The organism is Streptomyces europaeiscabiei (genome assembly GCF_036346855.1).
GTDB classification, from domain to species: domain Bacteria; phylum Actinomycetota; class Actinomycetes; order Streptomycetales; family Streptomycetaceae; genus Streptomyces; species Streptomyces europaeiscabiei.
Window position 1 is genome coordinate 4,804,364 of the sequence record NZ_CP107841.1, and the last position, 15,503, is coordinate 4,819,866.

15 protein-coding genes and 3 pseudogenes are annotated in these 15,503 nt (G+C 68.9%); 11 read left to right on the forward strand and 7 right to left on the reverse strand.

Features of this window, described 5'->3' with window-relative positions:
- Nucleotide 1: 1 nt before the first annotated feature.
- Nucleotides 2-493 carry a hypothetical protein gene (locus OG858_RS20885; protein WP_319067791.1) on the reverse strand — a complete coding sequence of 164 codons (492 nt, stop codon included), beginning with the start codon at nucleotides 491-493 and terminating at the stop codon, nucleotides 2-4.
- 172 nt (nucleotides 494-665) lie between these two features.
- On the opposite strand from OG858_RS20885, the gene OG858_RS20890 reads away from it, so the two are divergent.
- The 3 genes and pseudogenes from OG858_RS20890 to OG858_RS20900 all read left to right on the forward strand — a co-directional run.
- Nucleotides 666-914 (forward strand): SCO4226 family nickel-binding protein, encoded by a 249-nt coding sequence (locus OG858_RS20890; RefSeq protein WP_086746817.1) that lies wholly within the window; start codon nucleotides 666-668, stop codon nucleotides 912-914.
- A gap of 113 nt (nucleotides 915-1,027) precedes the next feature.
- Nucleotides 1,028-1,330, forward strand: a complete 303-nt coding sequence (locus OG858_RS20895) for a class I SAM-dependent methyltransferase (protein WP_086746818.1) — start codon at nucleotides 1,028-1,030, stop codon at nucleotides 1,328-1,330.
- A gap of 140 nt (nucleotides 1,331-1,470) precedes the next feature.
- Nucleotides 1,471-1,619: pseudogene (locus OG858_RS20900) on the forward strand (IS630 family transposase); the annotation flags it as partial.
- Between the two features lie 32 nt (nucleotides 1,620-1,651).
- On the opposite strand, the gene OG858_RS20905 reads toward OG858_RS20900, so the two are convergent.
- The 5 genes from OG858_RS20905 to OG858_RS20925 form a co-directional block, all read right to left on the reverse strand.
- Nucleotides 1,652-2,503, reverse strand: a complete 852-nt coding sequence (locus OG858_RS20905; RefSeq protein ID WP_179200806.1) for an ABC transporter permease — start codon at nucleotides 2,501-2,503, stop codon at nucleotides 1,652-1,654.
- The gene (locus OG858_RS20910) at nucleotides 2,500-3,471 is read right to left on the reverse strand and encodes an ABC transporter ATP-binding protein (RefSeq protein ID WP_086746820.1); all 972 of its coding nucleotides are present in this window, start codon (nucleotides 3,469-3,471) and stop codon (nucleotides 2,500-2,502) included. Before OG858_RS20910 ends, OG858_RS20905 begins: the two co-directional genes overlap by 4 nt.
- 904 nt (nucleotides 3,472-4,375) lie before the next feature.
- On the reverse strand, nucleotides 4,376-5,263 hold the full coding sequence (locus tag OG858_RS20915; protein WP_328544635.1) for an IS3 family transposase: 888 nt from the start codon (nucleotides 5,261-5,263) through the stop codon (nucleotides 4,376-4,378).
- Nucleotides 5,260-5,559, reverse strand: a complete 300-nt coding sequence (locus OG858_RS20920; protein ID WP_319319364.1) for a transposase — start codon at nucleotides 5,557-5,559, stop codon at nucleotides 5,260-5,262. Before OG858_RS20920 ends, OG858_RS20915 begins: the two co-directional genes overlap by 4 nt.
- Nucleotides 5,560-5,732: 173 nt before the next feature.
- On the reverse strand, nucleotides 5,733-6,170 hold the full coding sequence (locus OG858_RS20925) for a VOC family protein (protein WP_319319366.1): 438 nt from the start codon (nucleotides 6,168-6,170) through the stop codon (nucleotides 5,733-5,735).
- Nucleotides 6,171-6,314: 144 nt separating this feature from the next.
- Between OG858_RS20925 and OG858_RS20930 the strand changes: the two genes are divergently transcribed.
- The 7 genes and pseudogenes from OG858_RS20930 to OG858_RS20960 all read left to right on the forward strand — a co-directional run.
- Nucleotides 6,315-7,988 carry an ISL3 family transposase gene (locus tag OG858_RS20930; protein WP_328544634.1) on the forward strand — a complete coding sequence of 558 codons (1,674 nt, stop codon included), beginning with the start codon at nucleotides 6,315-6,317 and terminating at the stop codon, nucleotides 7,986-7,988.
- A 131-nt stretch (nucleotides 7,989-8,119) separates the two neighbouring features.
- Nucleotides 8,120-9,328: an NAD(P)/FAD-dependent oxidoreductase gene (locus OG858_RS20935; RefSeq protein ID WP_328544633.1), complete on the forward strand. Its 1,209-nt coding sequence runs from the start codon at nucleotides 8,120-8,122 to the stop codon at nucleotides 9,326-9,328.
- A complete protein-coding gene (locus tag OG858_RS20940; RefSeq protein ID WP_319067785.1) occupies nucleotides 9,325-10,230 on the forward strand; it encodes an RNA polymerase sigma-70 factor in 906 nt (301 codons plus the stop codon). The genes OG858_RS20935 and OG858_RS20940 overlap by 4 nt, the downstream gene beginning before the upstream one ends.
- Before the next feature lie 41 nt (nucleotides 10,231-10,271).
- Nucleotides 10,272-10,430: pseudogene (locus tag OG858_RS20945) on the forward strand (site-specific integrase); the annotation flags it as partial.
- Between the two features lie 368 nt (nucleotides 10,431-10,798).
- Nucleotides 10,799-10,927 carry a hypothetical protein gene (locus OG858_RS20950; RefSeq protein WP_256960206.1) on the forward strand — a complete coding sequence of 43 codons (129 nt, stop codon included), beginning with the start codon at nucleotides 10,799-10,801 and terminating at the stop codon, nucleotides 10,925-10,927.
- A 243-nt stretch (nucleotides 10,928-11,170) separates the two neighbouring features.
- On the forward strand, nucleotides 11,171-12,226 hold the full coding sequence (locus tag OG858_RS20955) for a ParA family protein (protein ID WP_256960207.1): 1,056 nt from the start codon (nucleotides 11,171-11,173) through the stop codon (nucleotides 12,224-12,226).
- 116 nt (nucleotides 12,227-12,342) lie between these two features.
- Nucleotides 12,343-13,050 (forward strand): annotated as a pseudogene (locus OG858_RS20960) (tyrosine-type recombinase/integrase); the annotation flags it as partial.
- 69 nt (nucleotides 13,051-13,119) lie between these two features.
- On the opposite strand, the gene OG858_RS20965 reads toward OG858_RS20960, so the two are convergent.
- On the reverse strand, nucleotides 13,120-13,881 hold the full coding sequence (locus OG858_RS20965; protein ID WP_037688427.1) for a phosphoglyceromutase: 762 nt from the start codon (nucleotides 13,879-13,881) through the stop codon (nucleotides 13,120-13,122).
- Between the two features lie 196 nt (nucleotides 13,882-14,077).
- On the opposite strand from OG858_RS20965, the gene OG858_RS20970 reads away from it, so the two are divergent.
- Nucleotides 14,078-15,439, forward strand: coding sequence for an MDR family MFS transporter (locus OG858_RS20970; RefSeq protein ID WP_328544632.1), 1,362 nt, complete (start codon nucleotides 14,078-14,080; stop codon nucleotides 15,437-15,439).
- The last annotated feature ends 64 nt before the right edge of the window (nucleotides 15,440-15,503 follow it).

Genomic DNA, 15,503 nt, shown 5'->3' on the forward strand with positions numbered 1-15,503 from the left:
TTCAGCAGTAGGGCTCGGAGGGCTCGCGACTGGCGATGATCCCGACGTCGAGGACCCCGCCCGTCGGCCCGTCGATGGTCAGGTACGCGGTGGTCCCGTCGATGCTCTTGCTGAAGCAGCCGCTCGACCGGTACCGCCAGCCGTGCGCCTGCGCGGCATCCCGGTAGTGCGCGAGGACACTCTCGTGGACCACGACGTCGCTCTCCCGGCCTCGACCCTGCCCCTCGTCGTACGTGTACGACTTCCCCGCGACCACGAACAGATCGTCGTCGTCGCACCCGTCGTACGCCTCCCCCGCCCCGGCCCCGTCCGGCTCGTCGTCCAGCACGGCGTCCCCGGCCAGCGCCTCCCCGAGCCGGTCCTCCTCGCCTCCGCACCCGTACTCCATGAGGAATTCCACCTCGGGAATCGCCCCAACCGCGCCCTTCACGGCCGCGACCCCCAGGAGAGCCGCGATCCCGACGGCCGGCAGCCACACCTTCAACATGCGCATGACGGGACGCTAGCGCACGCACGTTCGACCCCGGGGGTGCTTTCAACGGGTCGCCCACGCGGCCGTACGGGAGCAGCATGAAGGAAGAGGACAGGAAGGGATGAGGACAGGAAGGGAGAGAAGGCGCGAGAGAAGAAGGAACAGAAAAAGGAACAGAAGGAGGTAGGAGGCCATGGCGAAATACATGGACGTCCACCACGGGATGAAGGGCATCACCGCGGACCAGCTGCAGGCCGCCCACAAGGCCGACCTCGACATAGAGAAGGACGAGAACGTCCACTTCGAACGCGCCTGGGCCGACCCCCAGTCCGGCACCGTCTACTGCCTCTCCGAGGCCCCCTCCGCCGACGCCGTCCAACGCATCCACGAACGCTCCGGCCACAAGGCGGACGAGATCCATCCGGTGCCCCTGACAATCTGAGCGTGCGCGGGCCTTTGGCAGGCGCCGGTACGCCTCCGCACGCCCTGTCCGGCGAAGCTCGCGGGATGCAACCATCCCCATGCCGACACCGGTAGCAAAAGGGGGACTCACACATGGCTGTAGTGATGTCGATGCTCTGGGCAGACGTGACAGCGGAGCAGTACGACACCGTGCGGGACGCGGTCGACTGGGAGGGGGTTCCGGCGGCCGGAGGTCAGGTGCACGTGGCCTGGTTCGACGACCAGGGCCTCCACGTCACCGACGTCTGGGAATCCCAGCAGGCCTTCGAGACCTTCTTCACCGAACGCCTCGCCCCCGCGATCCAGAAGGCCGGCCTCACGGGCACCCCCGAAACCACCATCAGCCCACTGCACCGCCGCTTCATCGCCCCGGACATCACCGGTGCCGCGGCCTAGGCGCCCCCAGGGGTGTGGTGGCGGAGTCTGTGCGTGTGCGCGGACTGACCGATCGGGATGCGGGAGGTGATCCACCGGTTCAACGAGTTCGGCCTGGCCTGTCCGGACCCTCGATGGGCGGGAGGCCGTCCTCGCCCGCTCAACGCCGGGCCCTGCATCGCCATGTGCGCTGGCGCAACGCCACCGTCCGCCACCCCGACGTGCTCGCCGCCCAGCGCAGGAACGCGCCCGCATCCGCAGCGAGAAGTACCTCCGCTGGGGCCGACGACCTCCGCCCAACGCGGCCTGACCAGGAACAGGACCGCTATCTCCGGCACCTCACTAACCGACCCGCTGCATCGCCTTCCGGTGCCGTTCCGCCATCGCGGCCCCGGACTCGCGGCGGGCCATTCTGCGCAGGACGGACGGTGCGAGGAGCAGCCCGGCGACCGCCCAGGCACCCAGCACGCCCGCTGTCTCCAGGTGTCGCCAGGAGTCGCCGACCTCGGCGGCGGCCGCTTCGGCCGGCAGCAACGCGGCCCGGAGGCCGAGGCCGAGCCAGTACACGGGGAAGATCTGCCCGACGGTCTGCAGCCACTCGGGCAGCTTCGACAGGGGGAAGTAGATTCCGGAGATCACGATGAGTCCCATCACCGGAAGCATCAGCAGACCGATGGTGCGCGGACTGCCGACGAGGGAGCCGATGACGGCGCCCATCGGCAGGGTTGCCAGGAGACCCAGCGGCACCACCCACACCAGCGTCAGCAACGCTCCGCCGCCCTGCCGGGCAACCCCGTCCACCAGGAACACGCCAGCGGCGAACGGGAGGGCCATGGAGACGAGAGCCGTCCCCGAAACCATGATGATCTTGCCGACCAGGTGGCCGACCATGCCGTGAGGCACGGCCTTGGCCCGCAGCAGCGTGCCGTCCTCGCGCTCGGTCGCGAGCAACTGCGCCGTGGTCATCATCCCGGTGAACGCAAGCGTCATCCCCAGCATGCTCGGCAGCATGAACGCGCCGACCGAGATACCGGCGCCCTTCAGCGACTCGTCCCTGACCAGGAAGAGAGGAACGATGAGCAGGACCGTCCAGAGTACGTACCCGAACACGTCCTGGCCGGTGGTGAAGGTCTGTCGGAGTTCCGTCCAGCCTCGCCGCACCCCTATTCCCGCCGCGTACCACACCGGACTCATCGCGCTTCCTCCCCGAAAGAGTGCGCCGCCCGCTCATCGGGAACGCTCCCCGACTCCAGCTCCTGCACCATCGTCAGATAGGTCTCTTCCAGGCTCGCCCGGCGCACCTCCAGCCCGCCGATCGCCTCGCCGTGCTCCTCGAACAGCCGACGGACGAACCGGGTCGGCTCGGCCGTCGCCTCCTCGAAGGGCCGCCCGTCCCGTGTCCAACGCACGGTGGCCTCGGCCGATGCCTGCCGGGACAACTCCTCGGCCGAGCCGTCGGCCACGATCCGGCCGCCGGCCAGAATGAGGATCCGGTCGGCGAGCTTCTCCGCCTCGGCGAGGTCGTGCGTGGTCATCAGAACAGTGGTGTTCTCGTCCGCGAGCCCGCGTACCAGGCCGTGGAACTCGTTCCTCGCCTCCGGGTCCAGACCGGCCGTAGGCTCGTCCAGGAACAGCAGCTCGGGTCTGCCCACGATGCCGACGGCCACGTCGAAGCGTCTGCGCTGCCCGCCCGACAGAGTTCCGACGCGCTCGTCCGCCTTCTCGGTCAGCCCCACAGCGTCGATGAGCCCATCGACGTCCCACGGCCGCCGCACGAGGGCGGTGGAGTACGGCGCGTAGTACGAGCCAAGATGGGCCAGCAGTTCCCGCACCCGCCACTTGCCGTGGTCGCGCCAGGACTGCAGCACGATGCCCAGGCGCGCCCGCCACCGCTCGTCCCCGCGAGCCGGATCGGTGCCGAGGACGGCCACGTCACCGGCGGAGCGCATCCGGAAGCCTTCCAGGACCTCGATCGTGGTCGTCTTGCCCGCGCCGTTCGGGCCGAGCAGCACGACGACTTCGCCCCGCCGGGCCGTGAAGCCGACCCCCTGCAGTACGTCCTGGCTGCGGTAGCGCATCCGCAGATCCCGTACGTCGATGACCGTGTCGCTCTCCGGCGGTGGGCTGCTCCCTGTCCCGGACAAGGCGTCAGCAGTCGTCATCGGTGTTCCCCCGTCCGTCTTGTGGTCCGTCCTTGGGGATCAGGGGCCGGATGCCGTGCCGATGTCCGTGGTCATGGGACGTGTCTACGGCTTGTGGCCGGCGTTGCCGCCTGGCCGCAGCTGTTCGGGCCCTCCCCGGACGAACACATTACCGAACGGTTCAGGTATCACATGCTGTTCCATCGCCCCGGCGAACGTTCCCGGTCAAGGCACTGGAGAGTTGAGGGAGGACAGCGTCCGCAGCGTCCAGTAGCGTCCGGCCACCCTCCGCTGCTAGGAGCCCGTTTGCACAGGTCACGGCCCTCTCTTGGGAGCGGGCGGGTGCTGACGCTGTGGACGCTGAGGCGGTCCGGGCGAGAAGAGACCACCCGCCGTCGGGGGTGGTCTCTTCGTCCTCGGCGCGCGCCGAGTCGGACGCTCGCGCGGTCACAGGCAAGAGGAACACCCCCCGGCGTGCTCCTCTTGCCTGTGACCGCGCCACTCGTGAGAGAGAGGGGCGCATCCGGCTCCCAGAGGGCCGGAGAACGGGCCCTGACCTGGGATACGACAAGCAACACCGTCCGGTGTCGGGACTCCTTGAAAATGGGTCTGGTCGGAATTTCGTGACGGTCACGATCGCGTGTTCCGGGCGGGGCTTGGGGGGCCGTCCTTAGCGTGACGACCATGCACGCCGCCGCCGTCAGGAACAGAAACAACTGACCGAGGGCGCCTGGGGGCGCTGTACGCCCCCAGGCGCCCTCGGTCGTTCGAGGACCTCCCCGCCAGTGCGGTGTCAGCCGATCTTGTCCGTGAAGCCCACCGACAGGTACGTCTGATGGGTGACCTTGCCCTTGCTGGCTCCCGCCGTCCACGTGAAGGTGTACTCCAGAATTGAAGTTTCCCCATGATCTTGGACACTCGTTGGTTATGCCGCGAGGGTGTGTTGATGCCGCTGCCTGGTCTCGGCCGGGGTGAGGTAGCCGAAGGTCTTGTGCTTGCGCAGGCGGCGGCGGTTGTAGAAGGTCTCGATGAAGGTGAAGACCTCGGCGCGGGCGGTGGCCCGGTCGGGCCAGATGCGGGTGCCGATCTCTTCCTTGAGCAGGGCCCAGAAACTCTCTGCGGCCGCGTTGTCGAAGCATGATCCGGTGCGTCCGTAGCTGTTCCGCAGTCCCAACTCCCTTATTCGGTCGCTGAATTGGGCCGAGGTGTATTCGCTGCCGCGGTCACTGTGGATCACGCAGCCGGGCTCCAGGTTCCCTCGGCCGTAGGCCATGTCGAGGGCGTCCACGACCAGTTCGGTGCGGTGGTGATCGGCCATGGCATAGCCGACGACCTCGCGGGTGGCCAGGTCCAGCCAGCAGGCGAGGTAGAGCCAGCCCCCGGCGGTGGGCAGGTAGGTGATGTCGCCGACCAGCTTGATCCCGGGCCGCTCGGCTTGAAAGTCGCGGCCGATCAGGTCAGGGGCCGGCTTCGCCTTCTTGTCGGGCCGGGTCAACGAGCGGCGCCTGCGCCGGGTGACGCCTCGGATGTCACGCTCGCGCATCACTCGGGCGATGCGCTTGCGGTTCACCCGCCGCCCCAGACGCCGCAGTTCGGCGTGGATGCGCGGAACACCGTAGGTGCAGCGGGAGGCGACATGCAGCACCGTGATCTCGTGCGCGAGCGCGTCGTCGGCGGCCTGCCGGGCATGGCGGGCGGCCTCGCCCTCGCGCCACGCGTAGTAGGAGGAGCGGGCGACGTGCAGCACCCGGCACAGCAGAACGATCGGGTAGTTCGCCTTCTCCGCGTGGACGAACCGGCACAACTCACTCACCGGTCGTTCTCCTTCACGAAGAAGGCGGTCGCTTTTTTCAGGATCTCGATCGTCTGCTGCTGCTCGCGGTTCTCCCGCCGCAGCCGCTGGAGCTCCTCGCGCTCGGCACTGCTCAATTCGCCGGGAGTGCCCTCGCCCCGGCCCGCCTTCGCCTTGCGGTACCAGCCGGGCAGGGACTCGGAGCTGATGCCGAGTTCCCGGGCGACCGCCGTGACCGTCTTGCCCGAGGAGTCGACAAGCGCGATGGCGTCCCGCTTGAACTCTTCGGTGTACCGCTTCGTGTACTTGCTTCCCACCTGGTGCTACTTCCTCTGGAACCCTCAGGTCCCAGTCTCCAGGTGTCCACGATCAAGGGGAAGGTTCACTCCTGCGAGACGGACGGCGCTACGAGCCAGCTCCGCCGGCAAGGGCTGCCGCATAGGAAGGGACGCGACACGCTGCGCGCGGCCAGGTGGTCTGACCGACCCCGTCAGACCAGGCAAAACTCGTTACCTGCCGGGTCTGCCATCACCACGTGATCCGGCCTGCCCTGCAACTCGTCCTCGCGGACCACGGTCGCGCCCGCAGCGGTCAACCGCTCCACCGCCTCGACCACGCGCGGCCAGCGCACCTCCCACGGGGTTTCACGGCCGCCACCAACTTGCACGTCGATATGTAGCCGGTTCTTCGCCACCTTCGGCTCCGGCACCTTCAGGAAGGACAAGGTGGGGCCCACGCCGTCCGGATCTGAGAGGTACGCCCCGTCATCCCACTCGTCCTCCGGAACCTCATGATGCGAGAACCACTCCTCCCAGCTCCCGAACCCTGCGGGCGCGGGCTTCTCCTCGTAGCCCAACGCCAGCGCCCAGAACGCGGCCAGTTTCGCCGGGTACGCGCAGTCGATCGTCAAGCTCCACTTGGTCGCCATGAGCCCTCCCCAGTCGGATGAACGGACTGTACCGCGCACCTCCGACACATCCTGCCCGCTACCTCAAGCGTGCGCCGCGGCTTGACGAACGGCATTAGGAATCGATGAGGCCAACTCACGTTTGACGGCGGGAATGCCCTACTCATGGGGGATCTGTTCGTGCTGAAGGACGTACTGTTCCCGAACTCCGTGGGGATGGTGCTGGACCGGTTGACCGAGGTGGGCGGGGTGGTTGTGGCCGAAGCCCACAGCGCCGTACCTGAGTTGAGGTGCCCGGACTGCGCAACCGCCTCACATCGTGTGCACAGCCGGTACGGGCGGCGGCTCGCCGAGTACCCGGTCGGCGGGCGCCGCGTGGTGGTGAAGTTGGAGGTCCGGCGGTTCTTCTGCGACGCACCCGATTGCGGGCCGCGCACGTTCGTCGAGCAGGTCGAGGGTCTGACCACGCGTTATGCCCGTGCCGGGCCCGGCGTGAAGACGCTGTGGCGGTCTGTCGCGCTCACAGCAGGCGGCCGACCGGGTACGCGGCTGTGCCGCTCGCTGGCCGTGCCCACAGGCCTGGCCCGGCTGCTCGGCCAGCTGCACGCGCCCGACGTTCCCGCCCACAGCCCGCGGGTGCTGGGTGTCGACGACTTCGCTTTTCGCCGCTCGCGCACCTACGGGACCATCCTGCTCGACGTCGAGACCTCCACCCCCATCGACCTGCTGGCCGACCGCACCAGCGAGACGCTCGCCGCCTGGCTCACCGCACACCCCGGCGCCGAGATCGTCTGCCGGGACCGCGACAGCGGTTACAGCCGTGCGATCAAGGAGGCGGCACCGGACGCGACCGAGGTGGCCGACCGCTGGCACCTGCTTCAGAATCTGTCGGCCGCGATCGAGAGGACTTGCCACCAACACCGCGCCTGCCTGCACAAATACGCCCTGGACGACGTGGACGCACCCCCGTCGGCGACCGCACCGCCAACGGCACTGCTGCCGCTGGCGCCGCCACTCGACAGCATCCCCGCCACCCCGCTCATGCAACGGGTGACGGAACGGCATGCGGAAATCCACCGATTACGGGAGGCGACCTGGACGATCAGCGCCATCGCCCGCCGGTTCGGACTGGACCGTAAGACCGTCCGCCGCTACCTGACCACCGATCTCGACGTGCTGATCGCCTCGGCCCGCGACCGCCGCCCCCGCCAACTCGACCCCTACCGCCCCTACATCCAGCAGCGGTTCACCGACGGCTGCACCAACGCCGCCCAGCTCTACCGCGAGATCCACGAGCACGGCTACCGCGGCAACCATCAGGCCGTCCGCCTCTACATCCGCTCCATGCGCGGCGGCACCGCCGCGGCCGAGCCTCCCCGTCCCATCCCCACACCGCGCAAGATCACCTCATGGATCATGAGACCGCGCGACGGGCTCAGCCGTGAGGAACAAGACCAGCTCGACGAGGTGCGCATCGCCTGCCCGGACATCGCCACCGCCTGCGACCTGGCCCGCGTCTTCACCGGCCTAGTCCGCGACCGGCGAGGACATCTCCTGGCCACCTGGGTCCGCGAGGCCGAGACTACCGGGCCCGGGCCCGTGCGGGGCTTCGCCGGATTCCTCCGCCAGGACTGGGACGCCGTCCTCGCCGGCATGACTCTCGACTACAGCTCCGGAGTCGTCGAGGGACACGTCAACCGTTTAAGACGATCAAGCGGCAGATGTACGGCCGAGGCTCCTTCCGGCTCCTTCGCACCCGTGTCCTGCTGCGATCGTGACCGTCACGAAATTCCGACCAGACCCTTGAAAATCCCCACCCTCGCTCTTCGCCCCAGTTGATTGCGGGCTCAACCAGGAGGCGGAACCCCCACCAAGCCAACTATGGCGCGCATCACATCGACTTCATGTCACGGACTGGCTCGCAGCTTCCATCCACTGGTCGTCAACAGCGAGCGGAGGAAGGGAAAGCGATGAGCGCACAGCATGAAGTCGGCAGGGCGACCACCCACCGGGTTCTGATCGTGGGGGCGGGTTACGCGGGCATGTCCGCGGTCATCCAGCTTGCGGCGCGGGTCAAGCAGCGCGAGGACGTGCAGGTGACCCTCGTGAATGCGCAGGAGCGGTTCACCGAGCGGCTGCGGCTGCACATGACGGCGACCGGGCAGCAGCTCGCCGAGCTGAGCATTCCGAAGCTGCTGGAGGGGACGGGCGCACGGTTCGTGCGTGGCTGGGTGACGGCGGTGGACGCGGACACACGGACGGTGCGGATCGACGACGACCGGGTCCTGCACTACGACACGCTGGTGTACGGATTGGGCAGCGTGGCCGACACGACTGCGGTGCCGGGCGTCGACGACCACACGTACAGCCTCAACAGCCCCCAGGACGCCGAAGTGCTGGCCGACCGGCTGGCGCGGCTCGGCGGCGGCACGGTGGTGATCGCCGGCAGCGGGCTGACCGGCGTCGAGTCGGCCGCGGAGATCGCCGAGCGGTACCCGGAGCTGAATGTCGTACTGCTGGGCCGGGACGAACCCGGTGCGGCGATGAATGCAAAAGCCAGGACCTATCTGCAGTCGGCGCTCGACCGCCTTGGCGTCCGGGTGCGCAGCGGCGTCGAGGTGGTGAAGGCGCTGCCCGGGTCGGTCGAACTGGCGGGCGGTGAGAGCATCGCTGCCGATGTCGTCCTGTGGACGAGCGGTACGCGGGTGTCGCCGCTGGCAGCCGCCGCCGGACTGGCCGTCGACGAGCGCGGTCGTATCGTCACCGACTCCACGCTGCGTTCGGGGTCGCACCCGGAGGTGTACGCCATCGGTGACGCCGCGGCAATCCGCCAGGGCTACGGCGTCATGCACGGCACCTGCCAGAGCGGGATGCCGACCGGTGTGCACGCCGCGGTGTCGATCGTCCGCAAGCTGAAGGGCAAGCGGCCCAAGCCGTTCCGCTTCGGCTACTACCACACGCCGGTGAGCCTGGGCCGGCACGACGCGGTCGTGCAGTTCACCCGCCCCGACGACAGCCCGCGACGAATTCATCTGACCGGCCGGATGGCGGCCCGGTATAAGGAGACGGTGACTGCCTCGCCCTGGCCGACCTTCGGCCGTATGAAGAAGATGCCCGCCTCGGGCGCGTTCTGGCCGCACGGCGGTCGCTTCACCTGCGTCGCCGAAGGTGCCGAGTGAGCGCCGGCCAGCAGGTCTTTCACGAGTACCGCAAGCTGCTGTTCTCCGTGGCCTACCGCGTCCTCGGCTCCGCGGCCGACGCTGAGGACGCGGTGCAGGACGCCTGGATAAAGTGGTCGTCCGCCGACCGTTCCCAAGTCGCCGATCCCAAGGCGTACTTGACGCGCATCGTGTCCAACCTGGCGCTGGAACGCCTGCGTTCCACCCGGCACAAGCGCGAGACCTACGTCGGCCCGTGGCTGCCCGAGCCCATCCTCACCAGCGGTGACACCGCCGATGCCGTCACGGACGCCGAGTCGGTGTCGATGGCGATGCTGGTGGTGCTGGAGACGCTGAGCCCGCTGGAGCGCGCGGTCTTTGTGCTGAAGGAGGTCTTCGGCTTCAGCCACGCCGAGATCGCGGAGGCGGTGGAACGGTCCGAGGCGGCGGTACGACAGGCCGCGCACCGTGCGCGTGAGCACGTACGCGCCCGCAGGCCCCGGTTTACCGCCGACCGCTCTCGGCAGCGCGAGGTCATGGAGCGGTTCTTCGCCGCCGCGAGCGGTGGTGACATCAACACCCTCATGGAGCTGTTGTCCCCGGACGTCATCCTGTGGACCGACGGCGGCGGCAAGGTCCGTCAGGCGCTCAAGCCTGTCGTAGGAGCGCAAACGGTGGCCTCGTGGTTCGCGGCCATCGGCACGGTCACCTACCAGGGCGTCCAGCCCGCCGACATGCGCGCCGAACTCGTCGAGATCAACGGCGGCCCGGGCATGGTGTTCAGTGCCCCGGACCGGGTGATCGCCACCATCACCTTCGACTTCGACGCCGCCGGTCGTGTCACCGCCATCCACAACGTCGCCAACCCCGACAAACTCCAGGCCATCACGGACGGCACCGCCCACGACGTCGCGACGTGGTGACCGTCGGACGAGAACCGCCCTCGGACGCCAACCGAGGGCCCAACGCCGGGGAGAGCGTTGAGGCCCTCGCTGAGCACCTCGGCCACTCGGACCCAGGGCTGACGCTGAAGGTGTACGCGCACCTCATGCCGAGCAGCCGGGAGCGGGCCCGGAAGGCGCTCGGTGAGGCACTCCGGCCGCCGCAGGATCCGCCGCGCTGAGGGCCCACAGTGGGCCCAGGCCGTGAAAACGCCCCCGTCCCGCGCCGTTTGCGCAGGTCGGGGGCATGATCACAAAACCTACTTCTTCTTGCCCTGGGTCTTGTCAGGGATCTTGGTGAGCTGGGTTTTTGCTGGTCAGGGGCGGTGGGCTCGTGCGCTTGGTGGTCGTCGTTGGTCGTCATTGGCCACTGTTGAGCGACCTCGGACGGCCCAGGGACGGCCCGGCTTTGCCCGGTGCGGGGCCTCGTTCGGCTGACGGCCGGCACCTTCGTCGCGGCCCGTCTCGGCCTCGGCCAACGAAAGCCCGCCACGACGGCGCGTCAGCCATCCGAGTAGTTAGTGGCTGCGCGTGGGACGACACCTGGCGAATGGTCTGGGCACCCGACACCGAACCCGGCGCCGTCCCGCTCACCACCATGCGACACCCAGCCGCATCGGCAACCGCCGCCGACATCCTCAACCCCGACGCGGGCAGCCCCGCCACCTGGGCAGCCTGACGCGGCTGAGCACGCGCAGAAAGGGCCCTGGCCTCCATCGCTTTGGAAGCAGGGCGCTTCTTTCGGTTCCAGTGGAAACGCGCGACACCGGGGCCAACACCGAAGCGTCAACGCGGCGTTGTCGATCCACCCCGCCACCCAGGAGCGAGCCACCTCCCGCCGTATCCAGCGCAAATTCTGGGCGGGGAAGGGTCCGGAAACGCTAGTCTCGCCCCCCGTGCCCACCGCAGTCCTGGAGATCTCATGGCAGGCGAGCTCCCGCGGCTCAAGCGTAAAAGCGCCAAGTCCAAGCCCGAAGTGGCTCCCGAAGAGATCCTGTACACCAACACGGACCGCAGCGGGGACACCCTGGACCCGGATCTGTCGTCTCTGTGGGTGTACGACTCCGACTTCCGCCCCAAGGGCCGGAACTGGCCCCTCATCTGGGCGTACATCATCGAAGGCGGCGGGTCCACCAAGACCACCAGCGCCACGTCCATGGCCGTCACTGCCGCCCTGGACGGCTACCCAGGCGTTGTCTTCGACCTCGACAGCAACATGTCGGCGACCACCGTCCTCGGCTACGACGAGACCGCCCTCAAGGGCAAGAAGACCGCGATCGACCTGCTCTACGGCAGGGCCACCCTGGACGAGGTCGCGCTGCCCGCCCGCTATCGCGTCGGCGACGGCGACGACCCCGAAGAGGACTTCGAGCCCATCGAGAACCTGCGCGTCGTGCCCGGCAGCCCCGCCATGGCCGACGCGGACCTGGCCATCGCAGAGGACGCGGACCGCAACAACTGGTTCGCCGAGATCCTGCGCTCCTACGAGGGCGACGAAGCGGTCTTCTACCTGGACTTCCCGGCGAGCTACGGCAAGATGCCCTACTCCGTGCTGCGCATGCTGGACGAAGACGACTCCGTCATTCCGTCGATCAAGGCCGACCCCAAGGCCGTCAAGCTGGTCAAGCGGCTCACGGACGAACTGGAGCGAGTCCGCGACAAGAACCGCGGCAGCCGGTCCGTCCCCGGCCGGCCGACACTCAAGCGCTTGATCCTCACCGGCACGCAGCCGCTGACCTGGCCCGAGCAGGTGGCAGCCCGTCGCGGCACGGCCGCGGCAGAGGCGATGTACAGCTCCGTGCTGCTGCCCTACATCCGGTACTCGGCAGACGCCGAGAAGATCTACGAGGACGCAGTTCCCCTGCCGATCCTCCTGCCCGACTCGGTGGCCTCCGTGGACTACCGGGAGGTGACGAGGTGCATGTGGATTGTCCCGTATCTCAACGAGTGTGGGTGCGACTACTGCCCGGTGCCCTGATGTAATGCCAACCCCAAGGGCACCACCGCGATGTGGATCCGTGACCGCCTCGACGACCTCTGGAGTGACGAGGACTTCACCGCCTGGTACCCGCGTGACGGCCGCCCTGAGCTCTCACGGTGGATGTCAAGCGCGTCGCTCCCTGGACGCCGGAACGGGTCTTCGCCGTGCGGGCCGCCATGCCTGAGCGGTACCAAGCCATGGTCGACCTGGGTGGCGGCTGCGGGCTCCGCCAGGGGGAGATCCTTGGCGTCGCCGTCGACGCGATCGACTTCGAGTCGGACACGCTTCACGTAGTCCAGCAACTGAAGCTGAGCCGCAGCAAGGCCGTGTTCGCTCCGCCCAAGGGCGGCAAGCTGCGGGATGTGCCGCTTCCTGGGCCGGTCGCTGATGCGCTCCGGGAGCACATGAAGCGCTTCCCGCCGGTCGAGATCACCTTGCCGTGGAAGGTGGCGGACGGGCCTCCGGTGACCAAGCGGCTGATCTTCACCGGGCCTCGTGGCGGGCACGTCTGGCGTACGTCACTCAACGAGGAGGCGTGGAAACCAGCGCTCGCCGCTGCTGGGGTCATCCCGGTTCGGGAGCGTGGCCAGCCCTACGCCGAGTCCCGCGAGAACGGCATGCACGCGCTCCGCCACTTCTACGCCTCGGTGCTCCTGGACGCCGGAGAGAACATCAAGGCCCTCGCCGAGTACCTGGGTCACTCCGACCCCGGCCTGACCCTCCGCGTGTACGCGCACCTCATGCCGTCCAGCCAGGAGCGCACCCGCAAGGCCGTGGCCGCCGTCTTCGATACGGCCCGGCCCGAGCCGTCCCGCACCTGACGGCCCAGCCCCACCAAGAAGCCCCCTACCAGCGGACAACCCGCAGGTAGGGGGCTTGTTCGGCCCTGGTTACTTCTTCTTGCCCTGGTTCTTGACCGCCTCGATCGCCGCCGCGGCCGCGTCCGGGTCGAGGTACGTGCCGCCCGGGTTCAGCGGCTTGAAGTCGGCGTCCAGTTCGTACGACAGGGGGATGCCCGTCGGGATGTTGAGGCCCGCGATGTCGGCGTCCGAGACGTCGTCGAGGTGCTTGACGAGGGCGCGGAGGGAGTTGCCGTGGGCGGCGACGAGGACCGTGCGGCCGGCGAGGAGGTCCGGGACGATGCCGTCGTACCAGTAGGGGAGCATGCGGGTGACGACGTCCTTGAGGCACTCCGTGCGGGGGCGGAGCTCCGGGGGGATGGTCGCGTAGCGCGCGTCGCCGGCCTGGGAGAACTCGGAGTCGTCCGCGAGCGGGGGCGGCGGGGTGTCGTACGAGCGGCGCCACAGCATGAACTGCTCCTCGCCGAACTCGGCGAGGGTCTGGGCCTTGTCCTTGCCCTGGAGGGCGCCGTAGTGGCGCTCGTTCAGGCGCCAGCTGCGGTGGACCGGAATCCAGTGGCGGTCGGCGGATTCGAGGGCCAGCTGCGCGGTGCGGATGGCGCGCCTCTGGAGGGAGGTGTGGAGCACGTCCGGGAGCAGGCCGGCGTCCTTGAGCAGCTCGCCGCCGCGCGTCGCCTCCTTCTCGCCCTTCGGAGTGAGGTTGACGTCCACCCAGCCGGTGAACAGGTTCTTCTCGTTCCACTCGCTCTCGCCGTGGCGGAGGAGGATCAGCTTGTACGGTGCGTCGGCCATGGCTCCGAGCGTAATCGACGGCCGGGAATCGTAGCCCGCCCGGCCGACAGGCGGACAACCGGCGGACGGCACGCGGTCCACCCCTCACCGTTTCCCCTGACAGTTGACCGGGGTTGCTAATTGGGTGGCCCGATTCCCCAGCGCGTTCGTAAGTTGTGTTCACCGTCTTAGCCGCTTACGTCCACGGGGGATCTCCATGCCACTTGTCGCTGCCAGACGTGCCGTCCGGGAGTCCGTCTCCGGGCTGCCGCGGGAGTTCTGGTGGCTGTGGACCAGCACGCTGGTCAACCGGCTGGGTGCGTTCGTCGCCACCTTCATGGCGCTGTATCTGACGCTGGACCGCGGGTACTCCGCCTCGTACGCCGGGCTCGTCGCCTCGCTGCACGGCCTCGGCGGGGTCGTCTCCTCGCTCGGCGGTGGAGTCATGGCCGACCGGCTCGGGCGTCGGCCCACGCTGCTCGTCGCGCAGGCGTCGACGGCCGTGTCGGTCGCGCTCCTCGGCTTCGTACAGCACCCCGTCGCGATCGCCGCCGTGGCCTTCCTCGTCGGCGCGGCCAGCAACGCGTCCCGCCCGGCCGTGCAGGCGATGATGGCGGACATCGTCCGGCCGGAGGACCGCGTCCGCGCCTTCTCCCTCAACTACTGGGCCATCAACCTGGGATTCGCCATCTCCTCCATGGGCGCCGGGTTCATCGCCGAGGTCAGCTATCGCGCCGGGTTCCTGGCCGAGGCGGGGATGACGCTGGTCTGCGCGGTCGTCGTCTTCCTGAAGCTGCCGGAGTCGCGGCCGGAACGTACGGCGGTGGAGAGGGCCGGGGTGGAGGCGGTCGGGCTGGGGACCGTGGTCCGGGACGGGCGGTTCATGGGCGTCGTGGGGCTCTCGTTCCTCGTGGCGCTGATCTTCCAGCAGGGGTCGGTGGGACTGCCGGTCGCGATGGGGGAGGCCGGTTTCACGCCCGCCGACTACGGCCTCGCCATCGCCGTCAACGGGGTGTTGATCGTGGCCCTGCAGATCCCGGTCACCCGTTTCATCGAGCACCGGGACCCCGGACGGCTCCTCGTCATCTCGTCCGTGCTCGCCGGGTACGGCTTCGGCCTCACCGCCTTCGCCGGGTCGATCGGGGTGTTCGCCCTCACCGTCTGCGTCTGGACTCTCGCCGAGATCGTCAACGCGCCCACCCAGACCGGCGTCGTCGTCCGTCTCTCGCCCGCGCAGGGGCGTGGCCGCTACCAGGGCATGTACACGATGTCGTGGTCCGTCGCCGCGCTCGTCGCCCCGCTGATGTCCGGCGTCGTCATCGACCGCTGGGGCGCCGAGTGGCTGTGGGGGCTGTGCGCGGTGATCGGGACCGTGGCGGGGGTCGGGTACTGGGCCCTGATGCGCCGGATGCCGGCGCCGGAGGAGGAGGACGGCGAGAAGGCCGTCGCCAGGGAGGCCGCCGAGAAGGCCGCCGCCGGGGAACCCGTCGTGGGTCCGGCTGCGGAGGCAGAGACTTGTCCGGTCGCGGATGCAGCAGTTTGTCCGGCCCCGGAGGCCAAAGCCGGCACCAGCTCGTGACACCCGGTGGCGGACGGTCGCCCATGCCCGTCCCCGCCCCCTCTGAGCCGCCTGCCTGAGCCGC

Excerpts from the sequence above, each read along its gene's own strand:
- OG858_RS20910 (WP_086746820.1), bottom strand. The coding sequence starts at position 3,471 with ATGACGACTGCTGACGCCTTGTCCGGGACAGGGAGCAGCCCACCGCCG.
- OG858_RS20895 (WP_086746818.1), top strand. The coding sequence starts at position 1,028 with ATGGCTGTAGTGATGTCGATGCTCTGGGCAGACGTGACAGCGGAGCAG.
- OG858_RS20925 (WP_319319366.1), bottom strand. The coding sequence starts at position 6,170 with ATGGCGACCAAGTGGAGCTTGACGATCGACTGCGCGTACCCGGCGAAA.
- OG858_RS20890 (WP_086746817.1), top strand. The coding sequence starts at position 666 with ATGGCGAAATACATGGACGTCCACCACGGGATGAAGGGCATCACCGCG.
- OG858_RS20955 (WP_256960207.1), top strand. The coding sequence starts at position 11,171 with ATGGCAGGCGAGCTCCCGCGGCTCAAGCGTAAAAGCGCCAAGTCCAAG.
- OG858_RS20965 (WP_037688427.1), bottom strand. The coding sequence starts at position 13,881 with ATGGCCGACGCACCGTACAAGCTGATCCTCCTCCGCCACGGCGAGAGC.
- OG858_RS20935 (WP_328544633.1), top strand. The coding sequence starts at position 8,120 with ATGAGCGCACAGCATGAAGTCGGCAGGGCGACCACCCACCGGGTTCTG.
- OG858_RS20885 (WP_319067791.1), bottom strand. The coding sequence starts at position 493 with ATGCGCATGTTGAAGGTGTGGCTGCCGGCCGTCGGGATCGCGGCTCTC.
- OG858_RS20970 (WP_328544632.1), top strand. The coding sequence starts at position 14,078 with ATGCCACTTGTCGCTGCCAGACGTGCCGTCCGGGAGTCCGTCTCCGGG.
- OG858_RS20905 (WP_179200806.1), bottom strand. The coding sequence starts at position 2,503 with ATGAGTCCGGTGTGGTACGCGGCGGGAATAGGGGTGCGGCGAGGCTGG.
- OG858_RS20930 (WP_328544634.1), top strand. The coding sequence starts at position 6,315 with ATGGGGGATCTGTTCGTGCTGAAGGACGTACTGTTCCCGAACTCCGTG.
- OG858_RS20950 (WP_256960206.1), top strand. The coding sequence starts at position 10,799 with ATGGTCTGGGCACCCGACACCGAACCCGGCGCCGTCCCGCTCACCACC.